This is a genomic window from Streptomyces gobitricini (assembly GCF_039532985.1).
Classification (GTDB): domain Bacteria; phylum Actinomycetota; class Actinomycetes; order Streptomycetales; family Streptomycetaceae; genus Streptomyces; species Streptomyces gobitricini.
The window spans coordinates 227,086-251,142 of the sequence record NZ_BAAASR010000018.1; the positions used below are offsets into that span (position 1 = coordinate 227,086).

The 24,057-nt window shown below is 71.7% G+C and carries 19 protein-coding genes; 6 read left to right on the forward strand and 13 right to left on the reverse strand.

Annotation, left to right across the window (positions count from 1 at the left end; genetic code table 11):
- Window positions 1–423: 423 nt before the first annotated feature.
- Entirely contained in the window at window positions 424–2,559 is a 2,136-nt protein-coding gene (betT, locus tag ABD347_RS16470; protein WP_425575670.1) for a choline BCCT transporter BetT, read from the reverse strand.
- A 4-nt stretch (window positions 2,560–2,563) separates the two neighbouring features.
- Complete coding sequence (gene betA / locus ABD347_RS16475) at window positions 2,564–4,222, reverse strand: choline dehydrogenase (protein WP_344361751.1); 1,659 nt, start codon at window positions 4,220–4,222, stop codon at window positions 2,564–2,566.
- Window positions 4,223–4,308: 86 nt separating this feature from the next.
- Between betA and ABD347_RS16480 the strand changes: the two genes are divergently transcribed.
- Window positions 4,309–5,805, forward strand: a complete 1,497-nt coding sequence (locus tag ABD347_RS16480; protein ID WP_425575684.1) for an aldehyde dehydrogenase family protein — start codon at window positions 4,309–4,311, stop codon at window positions 5,803–5,805.
- 136 nt (window positions 5,806–5,941) lie between these two features.
- Here ABD347_RS16480 and pspAB read toward each other — a convergent pair whose 3' ends face one another.
- The 4 genes from pspAB to ABD347_RS16500 are packed head-to-tail and all read right to left on the reverse strand — an operon-like array spanning window position 5,942 to window position 8,566.
- On the reverse strand, window positions 5,942–6,520 hold the full coding sequence (gene pspAB, locus ABD347_RS16485; protein WP_344362377.1) for a PspA-associated protein PspAB: 579 nt from the start codon (window positions 6,518–6,520) through the stop codon (window positions 5,942–5,944).
- A gap of 42 nt (window positions 6,521–6,562) precedes the next feature.
- Complete coding sequence (gene htpX, locus ABD347_RS16490; RefSeq protein ID WP_344362379.1) at window positions 6,563–7,498, reverse strand: zinc metalloprotease HtpX; 936 nt, start codon at window positions 7,496–7,498, stop codon at window positions 6,563–6,565.
- Window positions 7,499–7,511: 13 nt separating this feature from the next.
- Complete coding sequence (gene pspAA / locus ABD347_RS16495) at window positions 7,512–7,790, reverse strand: PspA-associated protein PspAA (RefSeq protein ID WP_344361754.1); 279 nt, start codon at window positions 7,788–7,790, stop codon at window positions 7,512–7,514.
- Window positions 7,787–8,566, reverse strand: coding sequence for a PspA/IM30 family protein (locus tag ABD347_RS16500; RefSeq protein WP_344361756.1), 780 nt, complete (start codon window positions 8,564–8,566; stop codon window positions 7,787–7,789). The genes pspAA and ABD347_RS16500 overlap by 4 nt, the downstream gene beginning before the upstream one ends.
- Window positions 8,567–9,664: 1,098 nt before the next feature.
- On the opposite strand from ABD347_RS16500, the gene ABD347_RS16505 reads away from it, so the two are divergent.
- Window positions 9,665–10,399: a hypothetical protein gene (locus tag ABD347_RS16505; protein ID WP_344361758.1), complete on the forward strand. Its 735-nt coding sequence runs from the start codon at window positions 9,665–9,667 to the stop codon at window positions 10,397–10,399.
- A 213-nt stretch (window positions 10,400–10,612) separates the two neighbouring features.
- Here ABD347_RS16505 and ABD347_RS16510 read toward each other — a convergent pair whose 3' ends face one another.
- The 3 genes from ABD347_RS16510 to ABD347_RS16520 all read right to left on the reverse strand — a co-directional run bounded on the left by ABD347_RS16510 (window position 10,613) and on the right by ABD347_RS16520 (window position 13,786).
- On the reverse strand, window positions 10,613–11,800 hold the full coding sequence (locus tag ABD347_RS16510) for a spore photoproduct lyase family protein (protein WP_344361760.1): 1,188 nt from the start codon (window positions 11,798–11,800) through the stop codon (window positions 10,613–10,615).
- A gap of 349 nt (window positions 11,801–12,149) precedes the next feature.
- Window positions 12,150–13,535 carry a serine hydrolase domain-containing protein gene (locus ABD347_RS16515; protein ID WP_344361762.1) on the reverse strand — a complete coding sequence of 462 codons (1,386 nt, stop codon included), beginning with the start codon at window positions 13,533–13,535 and terminating at the stop codon, window positions 12,150–12,152.
- 122 nt (window positions 13,536–13,657) lie between these two features.
- The gene (locus tag ABD347_RS16520; RefSeq protein ID WP_344361764.1) at window positions 13,658–13,786 is read right to left on the reverse strand and encodes a hypothetical protein; all 129 of its coding nucleotides are present in this window, start codon (window positions 13,784–13,786) and stop codon (window positions 13,658–13,660) included.
- Between ABD347_RS16520 and ABD347_RS16525 the strand changes: the two genes are divergently transcribed.
- From ABD347_RS16525 to ABD347_RS16535, 3 genes are all read left to right on the forward strand, one after another.
- The gene (locus ABD347_RS16525; RefSeq protein ID WP_344361767.1) at window positions 13,785–14,732 is read left to right on the forward strand and encodes a GlxA family transcriptional regulator; all 948 of its coding nucleotides are present in this window, start codon (window positions 13,785–13,787) and stop codon (window positions 14,730–14,732) included. The two genes, ABD347_RS16520 and ABD347_RS16525, sit on opposite strands and share 2 nt — an antisense overlap.
- 184 nt (window positions 14,733–14,916) lie before the next feature.
- On the forward strand, window positions 14,917–15,669 hold the full coding sequence (locus ABD347_RS16530; protein WP_344361770.1) for an alpha/beta fold hydrolase: 753 nt from the start codon (window positions 14,917–14,919) through the stop codon (window positions 15,667–15,669).
- Window positions 15,666–16,226 (forward strand): hypothetical protein, encoded by a 561-nt coding sequence (locus tag ABD347_RS16535; protein WP_344361772.1) that lies wholly within the window; start codon window positions 15,666–15,668, stop codon window positions 16,224–16,226. Before ABD347_RS16530 ends, ABD347_RS16535 begins: the two co-directional genes overlap by 4 nt.
- Before the next feature lie 194 nt (window positions 16,227–16,420).
- Here ABD347_RS16535 and ABD347_RS16540 read toward each other — a convergent pair whose 3' ends face one another.
- The 3 genes from ABD347_RS16540 to ABD347_RS16550 all read right to left on the reverse strand — a co-directional run bounded on the left by ABD347_RS16540 (window position 16,421) and on the right by ABD347_RS16550 (window position 21,736).
- Window positions 16,421–17,158 carry a S1 family peptidase gene (locus ABD347_RS16540; protein WP_344361775.1) on the reverse strand — a complete coding sequence of 246 codons (738 nt, stop codon included), beginning with the start codon at window positions 17,156–17,158 and terminating at the stop codon, window positions 16,421–16,423.
- Window positions 17,159–17,697: 539 nt separating this feature from the next.
- Window positions 17,698–21,258 (reverse strand): DUF4132 domain-containing protein, encoded by a 3,561-nt coding sequence (locus tag ABD347_RS16545; RefSeq protein WP_344361777.1) that lies wholly within the window; start codon window positions 21,256–21,258, stop codon window positions 17,698–17,700.
- 289 nt (window positions 21,259–21,547) lie between these two features.
- Window positions 21,548–21,736 carry a hypothetical protein gene (locus ABD347_RS16550; RefSeq protein ID WP_344361780.1) on the reverse strand — a complete coding sequence of 63 codons (189 nt, stop codon included), beginning with the start codon at window positions 21,734–21,736 and terminating at the stop codon, window positions 21,548–21,550.
- A gap of 217 nt (window positions 21,737–21,953) precedes the next feature.
- On the opposite strand from ABD347_RS16550, the gene ABD347_RS16555 reads away from it, so the two are divergent.
- Window positions 21,954–22,391, forward strand: a complete 438-nt coding sequence (locus tag ABD347_RS16555) for an ATP-binding protein (protein ID WP_344361783.1) — start codon at window positions 21,954–21,956, stop codon at window positions 22,389–22,391.
- Window positions 22,392–22,561: 170 nt separating this feature from the next.
- Here ABD347_RS16555 and ABD347_RS16560 read toward each other — a convergent pair whose 3' ends face one another.
- Complete coding sequence (locus ABD347_RS16560) at window positions 22,562–23,728, reverse strand: PP2C family protein-serine/threonine phosphatase (protein WP_344361786.1); 1,167 nt, start codon at window positions 23,726–23,728, stop codon at window positions 22,562–22,564.
- Between the last annotated feature and the right edge of the window lie 329 nt (window positions 23,729–24,057).

Here is a 24,057-nt window from a genome sequence, read left to right on the forward strand (position 1 = left end):
TCCCCCGCCGGGTCTCCGGCTCGTCCCGGTCACGCCCCCTGATCGCGGACTGGATGAGTGTCGCGAACGCCAGTACCTGAGGCATGGTTACCCCCTCCGAGACGGGACCACAGGTTGACGATCCACCGCGGCCACGAGGACGGATGCCGACCTTACCCGCCTCGCGATAGCTCGAAACGTGCCCACCGCGGCCGGTCCCCCGTCACACACAACCATGTCCGGTCGGCGACCAAGCCGAGTTTGCGCGTAAAGGGACACTCTTTCCGGGTCAACTTGGCTCAAATTCAATCTAAAAGTCAGCCATGATCGGCCAATGACCGTCAGTCGGTGTACGCGGGGCGCCAACAGACGCCGAGCCGCGGGCCACGGCGGGGACCCGCTGCCCGGCGGACCCCGGGGAACGGCCGGGTGCGGCCCGCGCGTTCAGACGTCGCGCTCCGGCAGGTGCACTTCGGCCGTGTCGGGCCGGTGGTCGGGCAGGGACGAGCGGGCGGAGGCCTCGCGGTGCAGCCGCAGGAACTCCAGGTGCCGCTCGTACTGGTCGAGGATGTCGCCGATGAGCTGCTCCTTGCTGTAACCCATCACGTCGTAGCCCTGGCTGCCGTCGGCGAGGTGCACTTCGAAACGTACGTACGTGTCGTGTTCGGTGACCACGCGGGTGGCGAACGCCGGCGTGGGCACCTCCACCGGCCACAACCGGTAGATGAACACCTCGCTTCCGCCCATCGGGACCCGCAGTTCCATGTGCGCCAGACCGACCTCCTCGTCGATCCCCTCCACGACCGACGCTTCAGCCCCCTGCCTGCTCAGCTCCGCCACGACGTCCTGGAACGCCCCGCGGCACACCTCGTTCAGGAATCTGGTCGCCGCGCGCTTGCTGGGGAAGCTCATCGCACGCGCGAGGCGCTGCCGCCAGTTCCATTCCGCGGTCTGACCGCGGTTGACGGTCCGCCCGGACAGCGACGAGGGCAGGGTGGTGGTGAGCGCGTCCTCCCGCATCCGTTCGACGCGCAGTGCCTTGTACAGGCCCCAGATGACGAGGAACATCACGAACGAGAACGGCAGACCCATGATGATCGTCGCGTTCGTCAGCGCCTCCACGCCGCCGACGAGGAGCATGGCGAGGGTGAGCAGGCCGGTGGCCGACGCCCAGAAGATGCGTACCCAGGGACGCGCGTCGGTGAGTGGGGTGGGCAGGTGTGAGCTGAGGTTGCTCATCACCAGGGCGCCGGAGTCCGCCGAGGTGACGTAGAGCAGCAGCCCGACGAAGGTGGCCAGTCCGGCGCTGAACGTGGCTCCGGGGAACTGCGCGAGAAGCTCGTAGAAACCCTGCTCGGGTGCGTTGGCGGCGGTCTCGCCGAACTCGGCGTTACCGGCCCGCACCAGTCCCAGCGCGCTGTTGCCGAAGACGGACAGGAAGGTCAGGGTGAACAGGAACGGGATGATCAGCGTGGCGGCGACGAACTGCCGGATGGTACGGCCGCGCGAGATCCTCGCCAGGAACAGCCCGACGAACGGCGCCCACGCGACCCACCAGGCCCAGAAGAACAGGGTCCAGGCGTTGAGCCAGTCGGTGGGCTGGTCATAGGCGAAGGTGTTGAGCATCATCGACGGGAAGCGGCTGACGTAGTCGCCGATGTTGAGGACGAGGCTGTTGAGAAGCCGGATGGGGCTGTCGACGAACAGCATGTAGAGCATCAGGACGACGGCGAGGACGACGTTCAGCTCGGACAGTCGTCGGATACCCCGGTCCACACCCGCCACGGCGGACACCGTGGACAGGACCACGGCGACGGCGATCAGCGCGATCTGCGCCGCCGTCCCCTGGGGCACGTCGAAGAGGAAGGTCAGCCCGTAGTTCAGCTGCACCACGCCGATACCGAGCGACACGGAGATGCCGAACACCGTGCCGATGATGGCCGCGAGGTCGACCGCGTCACCGATCCGGCCGTGGATACGCTTGCCGATGATCGGGTAGAGCGCGGACCGGATCGCCAGCGGGAGGCGGTAGCGGAAGGCGAAGTAGCCGAGGGTCATCCCCATCAGCGCGTACATCCCCCAGCCGGTGATGCCGTAGTGGAACAGGGTCCACACCACCGCCTGCCGCGCGGCCTCGACGGTCTGGGGGTCGCCTTCCGGCGGGGCGAGGTAGTGGCTGACCGGCCCGGCGACGGAGAAGAACATCAGGTCGATGCCGATGCCGGCCGCGAAGAGCATGGTGGCCCAGGCGAACAGCCCGTAGTCCGGGGTGGAGTGCTGCGGCCCGAGTTTGATGGTCCCGTACCGGGAAGCGGCCACGAACACGACGAACAGCAGATACAGCGTGGCGGCGAGGAAGTAGTACCAGCCGAAGACCGAGGAGATCCAGCCGACCACCACACCGATGGTGTCCTCGGCACCGGTCGGCGTGATGATCGCCCAGATCGAGATGGCGAGGATCAGGACGGACGACCCGAAGAAGACGACGGGCTTGAGCCTGGTCCGCCCTCCCTGGCCCACTGGTGCTGCCGGCGGATCCTGTCGTCCCGCCGCGTTCTCGCTGCCTCCGTCGATCGACACGGTGTCAGTTCTCCTGGGTACGGTGCCGGTAGAAGTCAACCGTCGCGGGCGGCAACGGGGTGTTGCCCAGGATGAGGTCGGCGGCCTTCTCGGCGAGCATCATCACCGGGGCGTAGATGTTTCCGTTGGTGAGGTACGGCATCGCGGACGCGTCGGCCACCCGCAGCCCGTCGACACCGTGCACGCGCATGGAGGTCGGGTCGACCACGGACATGTCGTCGACGCCCATCCGGGCGGTGCAGGAGGGGTGGTAGGCGGTCTCGGCGTCGCGTGCGACCCAGTCCAGGATCTCTTCGTCGGTCTCGACCCCGGGGCCGGGAGACAACTCGCCCGCGTCGTAGTCGGCGAAGGCCGGCTGGGACAGGATGTCGCGCGCGACGCGGATGGCCTCCACCCACTCCTTCCGGTCGTTCTCCGTGGACAGGTAGTTGAACCGCAGCGCCGGATGCACCCGCGGATCGCGGGATGTGATTTTCACCGACCCGCGCACATCCGAGTACATGGGGCCGATATGCACTTGATAGCCGTGCTCGGCGCCCACCGAGGTGCCGTCGTAGCGCACCGCGATGGGCAGGAAATGGAACATCAGATTGGGGTATTCCACGACGTCGTTTCCACGCACGAAGCCGCCCGCCTCGAAGTGGTTGGTCGCGGCCGGTCCCGTCCGGAACAGCAGCCACCGAAGGCCGATCAGCGGCCGGCGGCTCCATTTGAGCGCCGGGTTGAAGGAAATCGGCTGCTTGCAGGCGTGCTGTACGTAGACTTCGAGGTGGTCCTGCAGGTTCTCACCGACACCGCGCAGCTCGTGCACCATGTCGACGCCCAGTGGCCTGAGTTCGTCGGGATTTCCGATCCCGGACAGTTGCAGCAGCTGCGGCGTGTTGATCGCCCCTCCGCAGAGGATCACCTCACCCCCGTACGCCCGTCGGTGTTCCCGGCCCCACCGGCGATAGGCGACACCGACCGCGCGCTTGCCCTGGAACAGCACGCGGTCCACCTGGGAGAAGCACTGCACCGTCAGGTTCGGCCGCTTCTTGACGGGGTGGACGTACGCGCGCGCCGCCGACCAGCGCCGCCCTCGTCGGATGTTGCGGTCGAAACGGGCGAACCCCTCCTGCCGGAAGCCGTTGACGTCGGACGTCAGCGAGTGGCCGGCCTGCTGAGCCGCCTCCAGGAACGCCGAGAACAGCGGGTTAGTCGCGGGACCGCGCTCCAGCCACAGGGGGCCGCCCTGTCCGCGCCACTCGTCGGCCCCGGCCACGCAGTGCTCCATCCGCTTGAAATAGGGCAGGCAATGCGCGTAGTCCCAGGTCTCCATACCGGGGTCGGCCGCCCAGCGCTCCAGGTCGAGAGGATTACCGCGCTGGAAAATCATGCCGTTGATGGAACTCGATCCGCCGAGCAGCTTGCCCCGGCCGTGGCTGACTCTTCTGCCGCTCATGAACGGCTCCGGCTCGGAGACATAGCACCAGTCGTAAAAGCGATTTCCGATGACCATCGTCAGCGCGGCAGGCATATGCGTGAGGATGTCCCAGATCCAGTCCGGCCGGCCGGCTTCCAGTACGAGCACTCTGTTACCCGGGTCGGCGCTCAGTCGATTGGCCAGCGCGCAGCCCGCCGATCCGCCGCCGACGATGATGTAGTCGTACTCCGCCTGGCCCATGCTCGTCCTCGTTTCGCTTTGCACCGCCCAGCACTACCCGCTAAACATAAACAGCGGGGATATCCAGCGCACAACGGTGGAGCTGCATTCGGCTCAACCGGGGAAGGACTGCCACGTCCAGTCTGTATATCGGCGGAAAGTGGGTGGCCGCGTCGAGCGGCGCCACACGCGAGATCCTCAACCCCTACGACCAGTCCGTCATCCAGACGGTGGACGAAGGCGGCCGGACGGACGCGCTGGCCGCCGTGGCCGCGGCGAGAGCCGCGTTCGACCACGGCACATGGCCCTCCTGGACCCCGCGGCAACGAGCCGAACTGCTGAACCGAACGGCCGAGTACCTTCAGCGCGACCGGGCGGAGATCGCCCGGCTGGAGACACTGGACACCGGCAAGACCCTCGTCGAGAGCGGTATCGACGTCGACGATGTGACGGCGGTGTTCCGCTACTACGCGGGCCAGGCCGAGGCGGACTCCGGACGCGTGGTGGACGCGGGGGACCCGAAGGTCCGCAGCCGTGTCGTCCACGAGCCGATCGGGGTGTGCGCGTTGATCACGCCCTGGAACTACCCGCTGCTCCAGGCATCGTGGAAGGTGGCTCCCGCGCTGGCCGCCGGGAACACCATGGTGCTCAAGCCCAGCGAGATCACCCCGCTCAGCACCGTCAGGATGGTGGAGCTGATCGAGGAGGCCGGAGCACCCGCCGGCGTGGTCAACCTCGTACTGGGCGCGGGAGCGACAGCCGGCGCACCGCTGGTGGAGAGCCCCCACGTCGACCTGGTGTCCTTCACCGGCGGCCTGTCGACCGGACAGATGATCATGCGCACGGCGGCCGACACGGTGAAGAACATCGCTCTTGAGCTGGGTGGCAAGAACCCCAACATCGTGTTCGCGGACGCCGATGTCGAGGCCGCGATCGACCACGCTCTCACCGCTGTGTTCTTCCACGCCGGACAGGTCTGCTCAGCGGGCACCCGGCTCATCGTGGAGGACTCCCTGCATGACGAGTTCGTCGCCGAACTGGTCGACCGGACCGAGCGCATCCGGCTGGGCAACGGGCTTGACGAACACACCGAGAGCGGCCCGCTGGTCTCCGCCGACCACCGGGACAAGGTCGAGTCCTATGTGCGGCTCGGTGTCCAGGAGGGAGCGAAGCTCGTCGCCGGCGGCAGACGCCCGGACGAGCCGGCGCTGCGCAACGGGTTCTTCTACCGGCCCACGGTGTTCGACGACTGCACACAGGACATGCGCATCGTGCAGGAGGAGACCTTCGGCCCCATCCTCACCGTGGAGCGCTTCACCGAGGAGGACCGCGCGGTCGAGCTGGGCAACCACACCGACTACGGACTCGCCGGCGCAGTGTGGACCAGGGACGCCGCCCGGGCCGAGCGGGTCGCCAGACGGCTACGGCACGGCACGGTGTGGATCAACGACTTCGGCCCCTATCTGCCCCAGGCGGAATGGGGCGGGTTCAAACGCTCCGGCATCGGGCGGGAATTGGGTCACGAAGGGCTCGCGGAGTACCGCCAGGCAAAGCACATCTACGAGAACACGTCTCCTGTGCCGCAGCGCTGGTTCGCGCGCTGAGAGGACCCCCCGCACAGCACAGGAGACATGCTCAAGGCTGTGAGCCGGCCCGGGGTCGGACGCGAGGAGCGTACGACCACCTCGGCCGGCACGCAGGTGTGGGCGGACCGGCCGCGCCACCCCGCCGGTCTTGCTGTCACAGGCCGGGGGCGCCCCAGAGCGGGAACCAGCGGGTCAGGTCCTGCTCTATGCGCAGGTCATCCTTGAGTACGGCTCTGACCTGGAGCTCCCGTGGGTTGTCACGCTTGTTGCCGGGCAGCGGGGCGAACGGGTAGAAGGTGCCGCGCTTGTAGAGGTAGACGAGGGCGAGGGGACGCTGGTCGGCCCCGTGGAAGGTGACCAGGGAGCAGAGGAGCTGGGGGCCGAAGCCGCTGTCCTGCAGGGCGGAATTGACCGCGTGGAGGTCGCTCACGAGGGCGGGCAGATCTTCCGGGGGGCGGCGGGAGAGCAGCCACGCGTAGCCGTAGGCGTCGCGGCTGGACTCCACCGGTGCGCCCCCGCGTTCGGAGTCGGCGTCCAGGAGGGCTCGTACCTCTTGCCGGACCTCGGCGAAGGCACCGCCCTCGATCGCGGCGAAGCAGACCGAGCCCGCTCCGGTGGGGAGGAAACCTGTGGCGGCCTGGAGGGTGATCGCCGCCGAGGGCAGGGCGAAGAGCTGGTCCAGATCCGGGCGGGCCGGCTTGCTCCGGCCGAACAGGACGTCCCAGAAGCCCATGGGGTCTCCCTTCCTTCCTTCCGTCACATCCCGCTCCTTCCGTCACACCCCGCCCGCCTCGCCGCCCGGTTCGCCGCCCGGCTCGCCGAGCTGAGCGGAGAGCTCGGCGAGCGCTTCGAGCCGGCGTTCCAGGCTGGGGTGGGTGGAGAACATGTGAGCCATCGCTGTGCCGGGCCCGAGGGCGGGGGTGAAGAAGAACGCGTTGAACGCCTGGGCCGTGCGCAGATCCCGGGTGGGGATGCGGGCGATGTCCCCGCTGACCTTGGTCAGCGCCGAGGCCAGGACGGACGGCTTGGCGGTGAGCATGGCCGCGGCCCGGTCGGCGGCCAGTTCCCGGTAGCGGGACAGGGCCCGGATGAGCAGGAAACTGATGGCGTAGACGAGGGCGGAGACGCCCATCACGGCCAAGAAGACGGCGGCGGTGTTCTGGTCCCGCTGGTTGCGGCCGCCGAAGAGCTGGGAGTAGAAGGCGAATCGGACGATGAGACCCGCGATGACGCCCAGGAACGAGGCGATGGTGATCACCGCCACGTCGCGGTGGGCCACGTGGGACAGCTCGTGGGCGAGGACGCCTTCGAGTTCCTCGGTGTCCAGGCGGCGCATGAGGCCGGTGGTCACGCAGACCACGGCGTGGTCGGCGTTGCGGCCGGTGGCGAACGCGTTGGGCAGGTCCATGTCGGAGACGGCCACCTGGGGTTTGGGCATGTCCGCGGCAGCGCACAGCCGGTCGACGACCCCGTGCAGCTGAGGCTGCTCCTCGGGCGTGACGAGGCGGCCGTGCATGGCGTACAGGGCGATCCTGTCGGAGTACCAGTACTGCGCGCCCAGCAGGGCCGCGGCGATGACCACCACCAGGACGAGGGACTCGAGCAGGACGATCAGCGCGGCGATGAACGCCACGTACACCAGACCGAGCAGGAACATCGTGGCCACCATGCGGGCGGTCAGCTGCCGGTCCGGCTCGAAACGGCTGCGCATCACGATCAGCTCCTCATCCTGGGATCAGACCTTCGCCGGAGAGCAGCTCGCGCAGTTGCGGCAGGCTGGTCGTCTCGTAGGGCAGCACCAGGTCGGACGGCGTGATCCGCTCGTCCGGCAGCGGCGTGCCGAGGCTGCGTACAGCGTCCAGCAACGCGGACAGGGCGGACGCGAACGCCGTGTCGTCGCCCTCGTCGGCTGCCGCCTGCAGGGCGGAGTCCAGCTGGTTGAGCCGGTCGAGATGGCCGTCGGCGACGTCGTACTGGCCCTCACCGAGAATCCGCATGATCATGTCGTCTCCTCCCGCTTCGGCCGGCCCGTCGGGTCCTCCGGGCCCTCCACCGCCTCGGCGGCGGGCCCGGCCGGGAGCTGCGCCTTCATCCTGGCCAGCTCGAGCTCGACGTCCTGACCGCCGGTGACGCGCTCGAGTTCGGCCTGGATGTCATCCCGTCCTCCGGCCGCCAGGGTGGTGTCCTCCAGCGCACCGGAGGCCATCAGTTCGTCCAGCGCGCCGGCACGTGCCTGCAACTGCTCGGTCCTGTCCTGGGCGCGCTGCATGGCAAGGCCCACATCGCCCATCTCCTCACCGATGCCTGTCACCGCCTCGGTGATACGGGTCTGGGCCTCAGCCGCGGTGTAAGTGGCCTTGATGGTCTCCTTGCGGGTCCGGAAGGCGTCCACCTTCCCTTCCAGGCGCTGCGCGGCGAGTGTGAGCTTGTCCTCCTGCTCCTTCAGCGACGCCTGCTGGGCCTCCAGGTCGGCGGTCTGCGCGGCCACGGCCGTACGGCGGGTGAGTGCCTCGCGGGCCAGGTCCTCGCGCCCGGCGGCCAGCGCCTGCTCGGCCCGGGTCCGCAGCTGGTCGGTGGACTGCCGCAGTCGGCTGACCTGGAGCTCGACCCGCTTGCGGCTGGTCGCCACATCGGCCACCCCGCGCCGTACCCGTTGGAGCATCTGGAGCTGCTGCTCGTAGGAGTAGTCCAGGAGCTCGCGCGGATCCTCGGCTTGGTCCAGTGTCTTGTTCGCCTTGGCCCGGAAGAGGGTGGTGATGCGTTGGGTGATGCTGGTCATGGTGACCGCCTTCCTCTTGGGACCGGCGTCGCGTCACACAATCCGGCCCAGTGCCGCGGGCGGCGGCCGCGGCACTGGCTCGTACGCAGTTCCCGACAGCCGGCCGTCTCTTCCATTGTCCGGGCCCGGTGCCCGAGTGGCAGGTTGGTCGGATCGCGTACGGGCTCCGGCCGGTCATGGCCCGGCAGCGGCGCCCGCCGGCGATCCACGGGTGGAGCGCGTTCGCGGGGGGGGCGGGCGGGCGGCCCCTGGCGAGCCCGGCCGCAGTGACCTCGGGCGCACGGTCGGCCGGTCGTGCCCCCGCCGGTCCGGGCGGCGGCTGCCCGCCCCTGCCCGGGCGGGAGGGGGGAGAGCGGCCGCGGGAAGGCGGGGCAGCGGCGGGGAGCCGGGGCGGGAGGGGCCTGTGGGGCTTGCTTGTGGGCCGGTGGGGGTGGGGTATGCGGGGGCGGCAGGGGCCTTAGGGGCGGGTGCGGCCGGTGGGGCCGTGAAGCTGGCCCCGGGGCCGGCGGGCCGGAGGGGCAAGCGTGGGGTCCGCGGGGCGCCCACGCCCGTGCCCGGGTGCCCAGGCCCTGCGGGAGCGCGCCGAGCAGGCCGGGCGGGAGGGCGTCGCGTACGGACCCGGGAGCCAGGCAGACGAGCGCGATCCGCTCGCGGCCCGCCCCCCCGGAAGCGCCGAGCCGGCAGGTACCCCGGTGGCCGGCTCCTGCGCCACCGGCATCGCCGGGAGGGCCCTGCGCGTCGCGCGGGGCGTGCGTGCCGTCCTGTGCGCGCTGCTGCGGCTGCGCCCGGACCGGGCGGCCCGTCCGCCACCCGTCCGCGCGCTCGCTCGCTCGCTCGCTCGCCGGGCAAGGTCGCACGACGGATCACCGGCGGAGTCCCGGGCAAGCCGCCCGCACCATGAGAAGGTGTGCCATCGAGGGGGTGAGAGGTGATCACCGCAGGGCGAGGCATGACGCGGCTCCCGCCGACCGGGAGAAGCAGGCGGTCACGCACATGCGTGCCTCAAGGGGATCTCCGCGCGCCCACCGAACGTTGGACCTTCCGACCGGAGCGTTCCGTGTACGCGCACCACACGGCCCAAGCGATGAGGAGGACACGGTGAACGCCGCCGAAGAAGGACGGCAGCAGTTGGACGCGATCAGCGTGCTCAACGCGAAGCAGACGCTCCTCCAGCTCCTCGGCCGGGCAGGGGTCTACTCCGGTGACGCGGAGGAACTGATCGGGCTTGTCGAGGCCGGCGCCCTGACCCTCGCGCACGAGGAGGCCGGCACGATCGGCGGGAGCGCGCCGGGGGGCAAGGGCGAGCTGTACGAGGCCGGCTGGCTCGACGGCAGCCAGGCCGTCACCGACGTACTCGGCGACCTTGCCGAACGGGCGCTGCGGCATGCCGTCACGTCCGATCCGTCGGCCCCCGCCCCCGAGGTGCGACCGCCGGTGCGGAGGATGCAGGTGGAGCGGGCGAAGGTGGCGGTCATGCCCATCTACCTCTCGTTCACCACCGTGTCGGACCTCGACCCCGAGGTGTCCGAGCAGGTGCTCACCGCCGTGCTCGGCACCATGGGCGCCCGGCAGAGGGCCGGATACGCGGGCCGGCTCGCGGAGTTCGCCTCGGCGCACCGTGAACGCCTGGAGCGGCTGTACGGGGAGTACGGGCCCGGCAGCACCATCGCGATCCACGGCCGCTACTCCCTCATGCACTCCCCCACCAGCGTCGCCGTGCTGGAGCGTCTCGCCACGGCGCCGTCACCGCTCCGGGAGGAGTGGGACGCCGCCGAACTGCCGCCCGCGTGGCTGGAGGGCCTCACGACCGCCTGGGGCTCGGGGGCCGGCTGACCGCTGGCCCTCCGTCCGGTCGCTGCGGCGCGCCTGGCCGGTGTCTGCCGCGAGGCAGGGGACGGGGGACGGCGACGTGCGACCCCGCCGGTGCGCCCGGACGGGGGCCAGGGGCCACCCACGGGACCGGCGCGGCGACCGGCGGCTGGGTCAGCGGCATCTGCGCCCGGGGCGGCGACTGTGTTCGGTGACCGCCTCTCTGCCCTCCGTCCGTCAGAAGGCGTAGCGGATGGTGAGCCAGGGCGCGTGGGCCGTCACGAGGCGGCGCACGGTTTCCACCGCCTCGGCCTTGGCGGCGTTGCGGTAGCGCACGTTCCAGCTGCCGTTCTCGGAACGTTTGGCCTGTTGCAGTTCGGGACGCCAGATGGCCTCCTCCGCGCGTGGGTGCCACTCCATGTTGACGTCGTGCAGGTCCCTGTTGTGGGTGAGCATGATCACCTCGGCTGCCGCCTGGTCCTTGACGCCGGGTGGCAGTACGTCGTCCATGTGCTGGAGCAGCTCCGCCCAGGCCTGCTCCCAGCCCGGTCTGATGACGACGGGAGACAGGTTGAAGTGCACTTCGTACCCGGCCTCCAGGAAGTCGCCGGCGGCGGTGAGCCGCTGCTCGACCGGGCTGGTGCGGATGTCCAGGAGCCGCGAATCGTCCGGTGGCATCACGGAGAACCGGACGCGTGTCCGGCCCCGGGGGTCGAGCAGCAGGAGGTCGGGGTTGACGAACTTGGTGGCGAACGACGCCTTGGCGGTCGGCCAGCGGGCGAAGGCGTGGACCAGGTCGGCGGTGTTGTCGCTGACGAGGGCGTCGACCGAGCAGTCGTTGTTCTCCCCGATGTCGTAGACCCATGCGGCCGGGTCGCACTGGTTCGGCTCCCGCTTGGGGCCCTGCTCGGTGACATGACGCCGCAGCCGGGCGACGATGCGGTCGGTGTTGGTGAAGACGGTGATCGGATTGGCGTAGCCCTTGCGCCGCGGCACGTAGCAGTAGGCGCAGGCCATGGCGCATCCGTTCGCGGCCCCCGGGGCGATCCAGTCGGCGGACCGGCCGTTGGGCCTTACGGTGAGGGTCTTCTTCTCGCCCAGGACGAGGACCGTGCTCTTGATCCGGACCCAGCGCTCGGCGTTGCCCTTGTTGCCGTGCAGGTCCGGGATGCGCCAGTGAGAGTCGACGGGGATGACCTCCGCGTCGGGGAAGGCGGCGATGATCTGTCTGCCGCGTGGGGACGCGGCTGCTCCCGGCTCCGCGTGGATCTCCCGCACCGCCAGCATCCGCCGTGCCTCCGCCGAGTCCCGGAACAGCGGCTTCCCCGAGGGGCGGGGCGCCGGCCCCGTTCGCAGGTCACCGAGGTCGAACAGTCCGTCGGGCTCGTCGTCCGCGGGGCCGCCGAAGGGCTGGGTGGGGGACATGGCTGCTCCGGTCTGTCGCTACCTCTCCACCCTACGAGAGTCGGCACCGCGTCCGAGGCGCCGGAACAGCACGCCGGACGTTCAGTGACCGGGCGAGAGGGGACCGTGAGGAGCGCCGGAGAGCGCGGGCGCGGGGAGCGCGGGCGCGGGGAGCGCGGGCGCGGGGAGCGCGGGCGCGGGGAGCGCGGGCGCGGGGAGCGCGGGCGCGGGGAGCGCGCGGGCCCGCGCGTACACCCCACCCCCACTCGCGCCACCCGGCGGGGGCCCGCCCACGCGGCACCACCCGGCGGGGGCCCGCCCACGCGGCACCGCGGCGGGCGGACCTCGTCAGCGCGGTGTCACCGCCGGTTCACCGCTGTGCCGAGGCCTCGGCCGCCTGGCGGCGGAGGGCGTCGGGCGCGGCGGAGGACGGAGGCATCATGAGCCCGCTCGCCGGGGGCGAGGTACGTGCGTCCTTCATGGTGCCGCCGAGAGCGGTGGTGACGTACCGGAGCATCGCCTCGTCGATCGGGTGGGGCAGCGGCCTGCCCTGTTCGTCGAAGCGCTGGTACTTCATGAGGTTGTAGCCGATCGCGACCTGGCGGCGCCCGTCCTCGGTCGACAGGGCCCAGGTGCCGGCGCCGAAGACGCCTCCGTCGTGCCCCCAGTACCACCGGCCGTCGGGGAGCTTCATCGTGTACAGCCCCAGGCCGTACCGCATGGCGGCTTCCTCACCCGCCGGCGGCTCGTACGTGGGGACCGTGGTCTTCATGGCCCCCAGCCCGGCCGGGCCGAGCAGCTTGCCGCTCAGCAGTTGCCGGTAGAAGGAGTTGAGGTCCTCGACGGTCGACACCAACGACCCGGCGGTACCGCACCACGACATGTCGTAGACGCTGTAGTCACGGGCGGGCTCTATCAGACCGTACATCGACTCGTACATCCTGGCGTGCGGGCCGGTCAGGTAGGGCGTCCGGGGGAAATAGGTGTGCCGCAGCCCCGCCTCGCGGATGACATGCCGGGTGATGTAACGCTCGGGTTCCTGTCCGGTCACCTCGCGCAGCAGCAGACCGGCGATCACGTAGTTGGTGTTGGAGTACGAGTACGTGCCGCGGGGCACCGGTGCGGGTGCCGCGAGGCCCAGGCGTACCAGTTCCTCCGGTGCGAACCGGTGGAAGCGCCTCGCGTCCAGCGCCTTGCCCGGGTCTTCCAGGAGGCCGGGGAAGGCCCCGAGTATGTGGTCGCCCAGGCCGCTGGTGTGGTTGAGCAGCATCCGGACGGTGATGGTGCGGCCGCGCTCGCCCGGTATGAGCCCGGGCAGGTAGCGGCCGATCGGCGCGTCCAGCTCGACGCGCCCCTGCTCGACCTGCTGGAGCACGGCGACGGCGGTGAAGGTCTTGGTGATGCTGCCGACCCGGTGCCGAAGCTGCGGCCGGGCGGGACGTTCCGTCTCCCGGTCGGCGACGCCGGCGGCTCCACGCCACTGTGCCGGCCCGTTGCGCACGGCGGAGTAGGTTCCGTACATGCCGGCCTGGTGGATGGCTTCGAGGGCGCCGCGCAACGCCCCGCGGTCCAGGCCGTGTCCGGGGCTGGTGGTGGCGGCAGCGGCGGGCCGGGGTGCCGCGGCGGGTCCGGCGACGGCGGCGTGCGCGGACAGCACGCCGGTGACGAGCGAGAGCAGGACGGCACTCGACGTCAGGGCGACGGGCCGCAGTCCGCGGCGAGTTGCGGGGCGGGTGGGATGGATGGTCGGGTCCATGGTCTCTCCCTGCACGGTCGGCGGCACACGGACGTGTGCTCGTCCGGCCATCCTCTCCGTGCAGCGTGCAGGGTTTCCTCCTTCCGCGGGCCGATCATCTGCACGGAAATCCATGACGTTTGTCAGGTGCGTACCGCCTCGGCCCGTGTGTCACCGCGCAGTTGCTCCGGTCCGCCGGTGGTCCGGCGGGCGTGGACGCGGGCGGGGCCGCCCCGCGCGTGCGCCCGGCCGGTGACGTAGGGTCCGGACATGCATGTGGTCGCGGTTCTCGCCTTTGACGGAGTGTCGGCTTTCGACCTGACCATTCCTTGTCAGGTGTTCCCCTTCGCGGCCCATGACGACGGCAGTCCCGCCTACGAGGTGCGGGTCTGCGCCGACCGTGCCGTCACGGCCGCGGCGGGCCCGGTGGAGCCGTTCCAGCTCTCGTCGCCGTACCGGTGGGAAGACGCCAGAACCGCGGACACCGTCATCGTCCCCGGTGTCCCCGCCTCGCAGACGCCGCACCCGGACGTGATCCGGCTGCTCCGGGAGGTCGCCGCCGGTGGGACGCGGGTCGCCTCCATCTGTACGGGGGCGTTCGTGCTGGCGCGGGCCGGGCTGCTGGACGGGCGCCGGGCGACGACGCACTGGCAGTTCGCCGACGAGCTGGCCGGCTGGTTCCCCGGCACGCGGGTGGACCCGTCGGTGCTGTTCATCGACGAGGGGCAGGTCCTCACCTCCGCGGGTGTCGCCGCGGGCCTCGACCTGTGCCTGCACATGGTGCGCCGCGACCACGGTGCGACGATGGCCGGGAGGGTCGCCCGCCTGATGGTCATGGCGCCGCAACGGTCGGGCGGGCAGGCGCAGTTCATCGAGTACCGCGCTCCGGAGGACGACTCCGCCGACCTGGGCGCCACGATGCGGTGGATGCGCGACAAGCTGGGCGAACCGCTGACGGTCGCCGACATCGCGGCCCACGCGATGATGAGCAAGCGCAGCCTCGCGCGGCACTTCCGCGCACAGACGGGCACCACGCCGCAGCGTTGGCTCCTCGCCCTGCGCCTGCAGCGCGCCCGGGAACTCCTGGAGGGCACCGACCTGCCACTGCGGCGGGTGGCGGTGGCCACGGGGTTCGGGTCCCTGGAGACCCTGCGCCACCACTTCACGCGCCAGGTGGGGACCACACCGTCGGCGTACCGGGCGGCTTTCCGGATGTGAGCGCCCGCGCGCGCGATGAGGCGGCGGCAGTGGGCACTCCAGCCACGCCCGCCGCCCGCCGCCCGCCGCGCGTCGCGCGTCGGCCCGCCGGACCGGCCTTCACCCGTCTCGAAGGCGTCGGCCCGTCCTGCGCCGAACGCGTGGCCCGGGCGGTGAACGGGCTGGGGCGGGGGATGGTGGAGACATGGAACAGTCGACACACGCCGGGCTCTTCACCCGCAGGTTCGGTCCACCGCCGCGTCAGGGCACCCCCAGTGTGGTGCTGGTACATGGGCTGGGGCTCTCGGGGCGGTACTTCGTGCCGCTCGCACGGCGGCTGGCGGCGAGCGGGGCGACCGTGTTCGTTCCGGATCTGCCGGGCAACGCGCGGTCGCGGGCCGCCGTGCCCCGTGCGCCGGGCGTCGGGGAGCTCGCCGGCGCACTGGAACGCTGGCATCGGGGGCTGGCCCTGGGGCCGAGCCTGCTGGTGGCCAACTCGGTCGGCTGCCAGGTGGTCGCTGCCTTCGCCGCCCGCCATCCCCGCCTGGTGCGCCGCGTCGTGATGGTGGGCCCGGCGCTCGATCCGGGTGCGGGCGGCTGGCGGCACTGCGGGCGGCTCCTGGCCGATGCGCCCCGTGAACCGCTCTCCCTGCTCGCCGTGGCGGTGAGCGACTACCTGGTGACCGGCCCCCTCCGGTTCGCCGCGTCCTTCCGGCACGCGCTGCGGGACGCGGCCGAGTCGTTCGAGGGGCATCTGGCGCGGGTCGTCGCACCGACCCTCGTCCTCCGCGGGGCGGGTGACACGATCGCCTCCCGGGACTGGGTGCGGCACGTGGCACGCGTGGTGGGCGACGGGCGCGCGGCCGAGGTCCGGGATGCCGCGCACGCGGCGCACTACAGCGCGCCCGGCGCCGTGGCCGCACTGATCGAGCAGTTCACCGCCGGAGGGCGTACATGAAACCGACCAGGACGTCCGACAGCTCACCGTCCAGGGACATCGACCGTCCGTCCCCGTGGCTCCGCGTCCTGCCGGGCATCTCGCCCGAGCGGCGCGGTTTCGTGCTGGCCTGGTGGGGGTTCGCCCTCACTTTCGGTGGGATGCGTCTGCTCACCTGGCTCATCCACATCGACGTGGCCGGGGTGGGGGACGTCCAGGCCGGCGGTGTCCACCTCCACCATTACGTGTGGGGCATCCTGCTGTTGGTGGTGGTGGGCGCGGCCGGTCTGGTCGAGCGCTCCGCACGGGCACGCGCCTGGATGGGGCTCGCCTACGGGGTCGGGCTGGCCCTGGTCGTCGACGAGGCGGCGCTGCTGATCAGCCTCGAGGACGTGTACTGGGACACCGAGGGCGGCGTCAGCATCGCTCTGGCCATCGCGGTGATCGCCATCGCGGGGGGTGTCCTCGCGGTGACCCGGGCACGGCGGCGTGCCGCCGGAGGCGATGGCGATGGCGGTGGCGGTGGCGGTGGCGGTGGCGGTGGCGGTGGCGGTGGCGGTGGCGAGGACAACGGGTGAGCGGCGCGGGGCGGGGCGGGCCGGGCGGTGAGCTCCGTCGCCGGTGGGCCGGGAATCCGCGAAGGGCCGGCTCGGCCAACCGGCCGAGGCAGCACCGGGCTCGCACGGGCGCGTCGGCGTGAGCACGAGGCCCTCCACCGCGGCGCGGTGGAGGGCCGTGTTGCGCACGTCGGGCGCCGAGTGGGCCTGACGCGTCAGACGCCGGCGACGCTCTGGATCCAGGAGCGGTACGCCGTCACGTTCGTGTACGCGGTGGTGGTCTGGCGGTCGCTCGTGGAGGCGACACCCACCTGTACACCGTTGGCCATCATGGGGCCGCCCGAGTCGCCGCCCGCTGTGATGCCGTTCCCGCGGCGGGCGCAGATGGCGGAGCCGTAGTAGGCATCGCGGCAGCCACCGGTAACGACGACGTCGGCGACCTTGAGGTACTGGGACTGGCAGTTGGCTTCCGAGCCGCACTGGGAGGTCGCGCCCCAGCCGTACACCTGCACGGTCTGGTTCACCGACACGGAGCCCGGCTGGCCGAGGCGGGCGTAGGTACCGGACACGGAACGGTCGAGCCTGACCAGTGACAGGTCCGAGGACGGGTGGTTGTGGACGCTGATCCCGTTGGCAACGGTGCCGCCGCTGGTCTGGTCGAGGCTGCCGACGCGGAACGACAGCCCGCCGCCACCGACACAGTGCTTGGCGGTGAGGATCCAGGTGGGAGCGATGATCGTCGCGCTACAGGTCTGCCGGCCCTGGGAGAAGAGGCGGGCCGCCCAGGGGGCGTTGGTGGCGTAACCGCCGCCGATGATCGGCTGGACTTCGGTGCCGGGGGCGACCGCGGGGGCGCTGGGGAGCGGCGACGCCTGCGCCGTCGCGGCGGGAGCCGACCCTAAGACGGACAGGGCGGCGAGGGCGAGGGCAGGGGCCAGTCTGGCTATTCGCACGTTCGTCTCCATTGTGTGGGGGTGGAACGTCCTCGGTGAGGACCACGTGCACCGCATAGGTATGCGGTGATGGGCGCACACTCAGGCCGGGGTAAGCCTGTCGCGTGCATGCCATTTTTGGCTGTGGTGAATGTGACAGACGGGTCGTCCGCCCCGCAAGGGGTTGGGCTGCGAAACTTGGCCAACCACCCATTCAGAGCGATGATTCACAGGCATCACTCCTGGTCAACTCTGGTTCGCATGCTGAATAGCGGTCCACCGAGCACAACTCCTCGGTCGGCCGACGCCGCGCGGGGGACATGACCGACGGTCTCCGGACGGACTGCCCTGCGCTACTGGTTGCGAGGCCAACTATCCGCGTAGATATGCGCTTTGGGGAATGCGCAAGCGAGAATTTGTGGCTTCGGGCGCCGAATACCGGAAATCCGGGAGCGTGGTTCGCCGCGTCATCCGCCGGCGACGGGCCCATGAACACTTCGAGCCGACCGACGTGTCTCTCTCATACCGGTGCCGCGTCACAAGGGAGAAACCGTCCACCGTCATGCGCCGTGCAACCGGGCGCGCACCTCCTGGCATTCGACGGCCGACCAGAGCACGCCGGCGAGGCCGTCCACCAGCCGGTCGTCGGTCACCTCCGGCAACGCCCCCCGTATCGCCCCACCGAGTTCCGACCAGACGCGCTCGGTGGTGTCGAACACCCCCCTGGCCCATGAACGCGCATCGGCCAGCTGCCGCACGGAGGCTCGCGTCTCCGGCCCCACGGCGGCGAGCAGCTCCTCCGCGGTGGCGGTGTCGACCGTCCGCAACCGGGCCGAGCCCGCTTCGTCGCGCGGGCGCAGCAGATGCCACCAGCCCGGGGGCAGGGCGAAGGGGGAGCCGGCGGTCCACCGTCCCTTGCGGGGCCCGGACACCCCGTGGCCGGTGAGCGCCCAGGCGGCAATGACGGTGCCGTCGGGGTCACGCAGCTCGCCGCGCTCCTGGGAGCCGCCGACCACGCGGTGCACCGTCCGGGGCCGGTCGTCACCGGGGAAGACCACCGCCTCCCGCTCGGCCGGCTCCGCCTGGGACCGGACCCGCCGGACCCCGTCGTACGGGATGGTGACGAACGCGCCGCCGTCCCAACGAAGGCCGGTGTGCCATGGCGTGCGGTGGTCGTACGCCTCGTCCTCCCAGAGCGCGCGCACCCCGTCGTACCCGACGGCGACCGCCCGGCCGGACCCGGCCAGGAGCAACGCGTCGCCGCCGTCCCGCATTTCCGCCCAGTCGCCCTTCTGCCACTGCCCTTCGTCGGGGAGGCCCAACTCGTCGGGCACACCGGCGCGCAGGGTCCGCGCCAGGGCAACGGCCGGGTCGACGGCGAGCAGGTGTTCCATCTCCTCGGCGACGTGCCGCCGGGCGGCCGGAACGGCGAACGGTTCCAGGTCGCGCAGTGCCGTGTGGAGGGGCAGCACACCGCCTTCGAAGGCACGGCGGCCGTGCGCACGGAGGAAGCCGACGGCGAAGGCGCGCAGCGCCGGTCGCGCGGTGAGCGCCCTGACGCGTCCGGTGTCCTGCGCCAGCGGATGGGGCGGACGGTAGCCGATCGACAGGGTGACCGGCGGGTCGGAGAGCGCGGCCAGCAGCCGTGGCGCGAAGCGGGTGTCCCGGGTGACATGGGGAAGGTCGTCGCCCTTCGCCCGGCCGAGCCAGCCGAGGAACCCGAGTGGTTCGGTCCCGTCGTCCCGCACCGGGACCCCGGCCGCCAGCAGCGCGTCGAGAAGGCCCAGATCGATGCAGCGGTCACGCGCCGACGCCCGGCTGTCCGGCATCCGCAGGGCCGGCAGCGCCCGGTAGTCGGCGCCCTCGGCGCGCAGACGCGCACCGATGCCTTCGAGCAGATCGCCCAGCCCCTCCACCGGTGGCCGCAGGCCCCGGTAGCGCCGCCCGAAGCGGTCCAGCCAGGCCCGGAGTGCCTCCATGTCCACTGCCGCGCCCGCACGTCCGCCAGTGGCGCCGGATGCCCCCGCGCTCTCCGCCCCGGTGAGCAACGCGGCCGTGCCCGTCCCGCGCAGCAGCCTCACCCAGCCCGCCGCCGCCTCGGCCAGCGCCACCCGCCCGCCGCCCGCGGGCGCGGCGGTCAGGGTGAGCAGGTCCTCGTGGGCGACGCCGCCCTCGGAGAGCAGCGCCGACAGGACCGGGGCCCATCCGTCCCAGACCTCCGTCGTCGCGTCGTCCATGCCCCCGTGCGCCAACAGGCCGCACAGCAGCGCCCGGTGCTCGTCGTCCACGGGAGCAGTGCCTCCCGCGAAGTCCAGCAGGACGCGCGCGAACTCCGGCCTGGACGCCAGTCCGGCACGGTGCCAGGACAGTACGAGCCGGCGGTGGTGGTGGGCCGCCCGAGGCGCGGGCAGGCGCCGGAGGAGGGCGTCGCGGTGGTCGGCCAGAGCACGCTTCGACACGGCTCCCCGCGCCGCGCACTCCACGAGCGACTCGATCAGGGCGTCCTCGTCGATGGCCACCCCGCTGTGGTTCTCGACCTCACGGGCGCGCGCGAACAACGGCTGGGCCATGGCGGGGCTACCCGCTTCGGCGATGATCCTCGCGCCCTCCTCCAGAGCGGCCGTCGCCAGACGTGGTGAGCGTTTCTCCAGCGGCGCGACGGCCGCTTCGAGCGCCTTGGCCGCGCGCCCCGGCTTCGTGACCGCCGCCACGGCACAGGCGCGGAGCTGCTTCAGCAGTCCGACCGCCCGGTGCGCGTCGGCGGGTTCGGCGCGGCACACCCGGGCGAGGAAGCCCAGCGGAGCGGTCCGGACCCGGCCGACGGTCTCACGCCCCGCGCCGTCCTCCGGTACGGGCACCAGGCCCAGCACCCGGGCCACGGTGTCCTCGGCGCCGGCCGCCCGCCGGGGCACCAGCCGCACGATCCGGTCCCCCTCGTCCAGCGCCGCCCACGCGTACCGGCACACGGTGAGCACGTCCTCGCCGTCGGTGGCCACAAGTGGTGCGCCCGGGGCGACGCCTCCCGCGTCGAGGAGTTCCGCGTCCTCCCACCCTCCGGGAGCCGTGCCCGTGGGGGCGGTCGCTCCGTCGCGGTCGCACCGGCCGGCCGATGGCGCGTTCTCGGCGCACCGGACCAGGAACCGCTGGTAGGCGGCGGAGGCGTCGGGCCGCTCCCCCCGGCCGTAGCCGCCGTCCCGCGCGTCGTACAGGTGGGCGACCGTCCGCATGCCCTCCGACCAGGCGATGAGCGGGATGTCGTCGAACGCTCCCGCACCCTCCCTGGTCCTGCCGCGCGAGCCCCAGTACACGTCGTTCATGTGGGTGCCGCTCATGGGCCCCTGCCATCGCAGGTCGATCCGCATGGAGTGGCGTGTGCGGCCCGCGTACACGTCGAAGCAGGCGGTCTCGCCCCGGATACGTCCACCGAACCGGGACACGGCCCGCTCGAAGGCCGCCCCGCTGTCGAACTCGGCGCCGTCGAACGCGTCCACTCCCCGCCAACCGTGCCTCATCGCGGGCGCCGCACGGGGCCGCCACCACACCGTGCGGTGCAACTGCTCCACGCCCTGCTCTCCCCCGTGCGCGTCGAGCAGCGAACGCCACCGCTCCAGCAGCCCCCGCCCGTCGGGGTCCAGGAACACCGGGTGCGGGATCGTCACCAGGGGCTCGTCGAGCACCAGCTCGCCCTCGGGCGAGACCACCCGCAGCCCGCGCCCGCGCTCCGCCTCGGGCCCGGCCCCGACGAGCAGCCCTGCGCGTGAGACGTCCGCCGAGCCGTCCGGGCGGTACGGCGCGATCACCACGTGGCGCAGTACCCGCTGCCAGTACGGGTCCGGCCACACGGCGTGCAGCAGTCGCGCGGGGAGCGGCAGTGAGCGTGTCATCCACCGCTCCGCCTCGGACCGCGCGTGCGACGCGTGATCGGCGAGCCAGTCGGCCAGCGCCTGCAGCGCCTCCGCCTCACCGCTCTTGCGCACGCGCTCCGGGACCTTCTTGAGGATCCGTCCTGCCACGTTCCGGCACACCAGTGCCGGCCGGGGCTCCGCGTACGCGTCCAGTGCCACTTCGTAGGCAGCCCGCGCGGAACCGTCCCCCATGTCCTCGACCGCGACCCATTCCACCGTCGTGTCCCCCGTTCCCCCGTGCCCTGAGCGCACGGCGGCATGACGCGCCGCCGCGTGTCGGCTCCCGTCACGGACGGACGCCGACGTGATCACTCTAGGGCGGGCCACTGACAACGCCCCACGGGGCCGGGCGGGGGCCGCACATGGCTCGGCGGGTTTGTGCCGGGGCGCCTGCCGGCGGCGAGGTGCGGCACGCCGTGGCGGAGGCGTTGGGGGGCGCCGCCGCGTACCGGTGCCGTCGCGGGTGTGCGGCTGGACCCGTGGCCCGCGAGGTGGTGCCGGCGCCTCAGGCGAGCTGCCGCCCTCGTGAGTACGGCCGGCCCGGCGCGGGGGCCTTCCGCCGCGTGGACGGCCGGTGGGGCGGCGTACCACGCCCACGACCGCCGCCCGCCGTGCACAGGCGGGCGATGATGACGGCCAGGACGAGGAAGGCCGCGGCGAGGGCGAGCGTCGGGATGACACGGGCTACGTCCATGGGGGCTCCGCTCCGGGATGTCGGTCGATTGACGACTGGATGCGCGGATACCCGTGACGGCGCCCCGGAACGCATAGCGGCACGTGTTCGTCCGGCTTCCGGGCCCGGAGAGGGCCGGCCATCTGCCAGTCGCGTGAACGGGCAGCCGGTGCGAGTACATCACCGGTGACCGGGAAGGCGGACAATTCACGCCAGACGGACAGGTGGGAGGTCGAGCATGGTCTCGGGACCGCTCAAGGACGACTGGAACGGAGTTCAGGGCGAAGTGGCCGAAGGTCTCAGTGCGCGGTTCGACGGAGACCTCGGGAACGTCACGGACGCACGGCTGGCGACGGGGCTGTTCCTCGACACCGTCGCGGCCTCCGATCCGCCCACGGAGGCCGACAGCAGGGACGACGTCATGCTGGTGGTGACGGAACTGGCGGCCAACGCCATTCAGTACGCGCCCGGGCCGTTCACCCTGGGTGTGCGCCGCACGTTCGACGGCGTCCACGTCATGGTGCGGGACACCAACCCGGCGCCGCCCAAGCCGGTGCCGTCCAGGACGGCCGGGAAGCCCGGCGGGCTGGGCTGGCACATCGTCCAGGCCCTCGGAACGGTCAATGTGCTGCTCCAGCGGGACGGCAAGGAGGTGCACGTCTTCCTGCCCTGGTGAACCCTCCCCCTGGTGAGTCCCATGGTGAGCCCTCCCTCCTGGTGAGCCAGCGGGACCGGCGCGCGGCGCCATGAACCGGTCGGAGCGGCCCGGGGCGGTGAGCCCGGGGAGCGGGCCACACCAACCCGGATTCCGGCGTGTGCACAGGGCCGGCGGAACGCCCTCCGGGGCTACTGGCGGCCGCGCCAGTCGAGGCAGACGACCAGGGCGTCGTCGTCCGCCTCCTCGTCACCGCGGTGTCCGGCGAGTTCCCGCAGCACCGCGCGCGGCACTTGCGACGGCGGCAGGAGCCGGGACGCCGTCATCGCCCGCATGAGTGCCTTCTCCCCATAGCGTTCACCGGCCGGTGAGGCGACGTCGTACACACCGTCGCTGAGGAAGAACAGCCGGTCACCCGGCTGCACGTCGAAGCGCTGCGTCGTGTAGAGGGTGTCTTCGAACATGCCGAGCGGAAGCTGGGCCTCGAACGAGACGGGCTCTGCCCGGCCCTGCCTCAGGCGCCACATCTTCGGCGAACCGGCGTCGACGGCCTCGGCTTCTCCGGTCGCCAGATTGAACCGCAGCAGGAGGGCGGAGAGGTGCGCGACACCGTGGTAGTGGCCGTGGACGGCCTGATCGGCGAGGCACGCCTGGTCGGCGAGTGACAGCCCCGCCCGGCGGGCGTTGCGCAGCGCGTTGATCGCCAGGTTGGTGAGAAGAGCCGCCTCGACGCCCTCCCCCATGCCGTTGGTGACGGTCAGGGTGAGGTGGTCGGCGGAGGAGGACCAGTCGTAGTTGTCGCCGTGGATCGCGTACGCCGGTTCGAGCTGCGCTCCGATCTCGTACTCGGGGCGTGAGGAGGAGAAGCCGGGCAGCAGCTGCCACTGCATCTCGGCGGCGAGGGTCAGCCGGCCGGTCCGGCGGGCCTGGAGGTACAGGTCGGTCTCACGTTCGGCGACGACGATCTCCCGGCCGAGGATCTGGGCGATGCCCTGCAGCTCCTCCTCGGTCCGCCGGGTGCAGCAATCGCCCGGCAGGCGGACGGTGAGGACCCCGATGCGGTCGCCGCGCACACTGACGGGGAAGTGCGCGGTGACGTCGGTACCCGGGGTGTGCTTCTCCACGTACGGTTGCTGGGATCCGAAGGCCCGTCCCGGAGCACTGCCGTGCACCGGCACGGGCTCCGTGGTGTACGGGAGGGCGCTGACGGGCTGCAGCGTGGTCATCGCGTAGTCAGCCATGAGCAGGTCGGCGGAGACGGCCGTGTAGTGAGTGGCGAGCACGTCCCTCACCGCTGCGAGGAGGGCGTGGGGCGCGGCATCGCGCACTGCGCGCTCCACGGCCAGGAATCTGTCCACCGGTCACTCACCACCTGTTCGGGAAGAAGACGAAGAAGAATTATGTGACAGCTTCCGGGGGCGCCGTCACCGACAAGGCCGCGGCCGAGTGTCACAGTTGACGCCGTGCGTTCCGGGACCCCCGCGGGCGCCGACCGGGGTGCCGCCGCGCACACCGCCCGGGAAAGTGGTCGAACCGCTCGAAGCGGCCTGGAACAAGGACCGCGAGAGACCTCACCGGTTCCGGCGCCCCCTCACGGCGGCGCGTGCTCCGCGTCCTGGACCGCGAGCGGCCCGTCGACCCCTGCGTCCGGGCCGTACTCCTCGGCCGTCACCGACGCGATGCCGCC

Bases quoted from the DNA above. Each gene is read 5' to 3' on its own strand.
- pspAB (WP_344362377.1), bottom strand. From the start codon at position 6,520: ATGGGCTTCTGGGACGTCCTGTTCGGCCGGAGCAAGCCGGCCCGCCCG.
- ABD347_RS16555 (WP_344361783.1), top strand. From the start codon at position 21,954: ATGGTCTCGGGACCGCTCAAGGACGACTGGAACGGAGTTCAGGGCGAA.
- ABD347_RS16520 (WP_344361764.1), bottom strand. From the start codon at position 13,786: ATGTCCGGACCCTACGTCACCGGCCGGGCGCACGCGCGGGGCGGCCCC.
- ABD347_RS16530 (WP_344361770.1), top strand. From the start codon at position 14,917: ATGGAACAGTCGACACACGCCGGGCTCTTCACCCGCAGGTTCGGTCCA.
- ABD347_RS16500 (WP_344361756.1), bottom strand. From the start codon at position 8,566: ATGACCAGCATCACCCAACGCATCACCACCCTCTTCCGGGCCAAGGCG.
- ABD347_RS16510 (WP_344361760.1), bottom strand. From the start codon at position 11,800: ATGTCCCCCACCCAGCCCTTCGGCGGCCCCGCGGACGACGAGCCCGAC.
- betA (WP_344361751.1), bottom strand. From the start codon at position 4,222: ATGGGCCAGGCGGAGTACGACTACATCATCGTCGGCGGCGGATCGGCG.
- ABD347_RS16535 (WP_344361772.1), top strand. From the start codon at position 15,666: ATGAAACCGACCAGGACGTCCGACAGCTCACCGTCCAGGGACATCGAC.
- ABD347_RS16550 (WP_344361780.1), bottom strand. From the start codon at position 21,736: ATGGACGTAGCCCGTGTCATCCCGACGCTCGCCCTCGCCGCGGCCTTC.
- pspAA (WP_344361754.1), bottom strand. From the start codon at position 7,790: ATGATCATGCGGATTCTCGGTGAGGGCCAGTACGACGTCGCCGACGGC.
- ABD347_RS16525 (WP_344361767.1), top strand. From the start codon at position 13,785: ATGCATGTGGTCGCGGTTCTCGCCTTTGACGGAGTGTCGGCTTTCGAC.
- htpX (WP_344362379.1), bottom strand. From the start codon at position 7,498: ATGCGCAGCCGTTTCGAGCCGGACCGGCAGCTGACCGCCCGCATGGTG.
- ABD347_RS16515 (WP_344361762.1), bottom strand. From the start codon at position 13,535: ATGGACCCGACCATCCATCCCACCCGCCCCGCAACTCGCCGCGGACTG.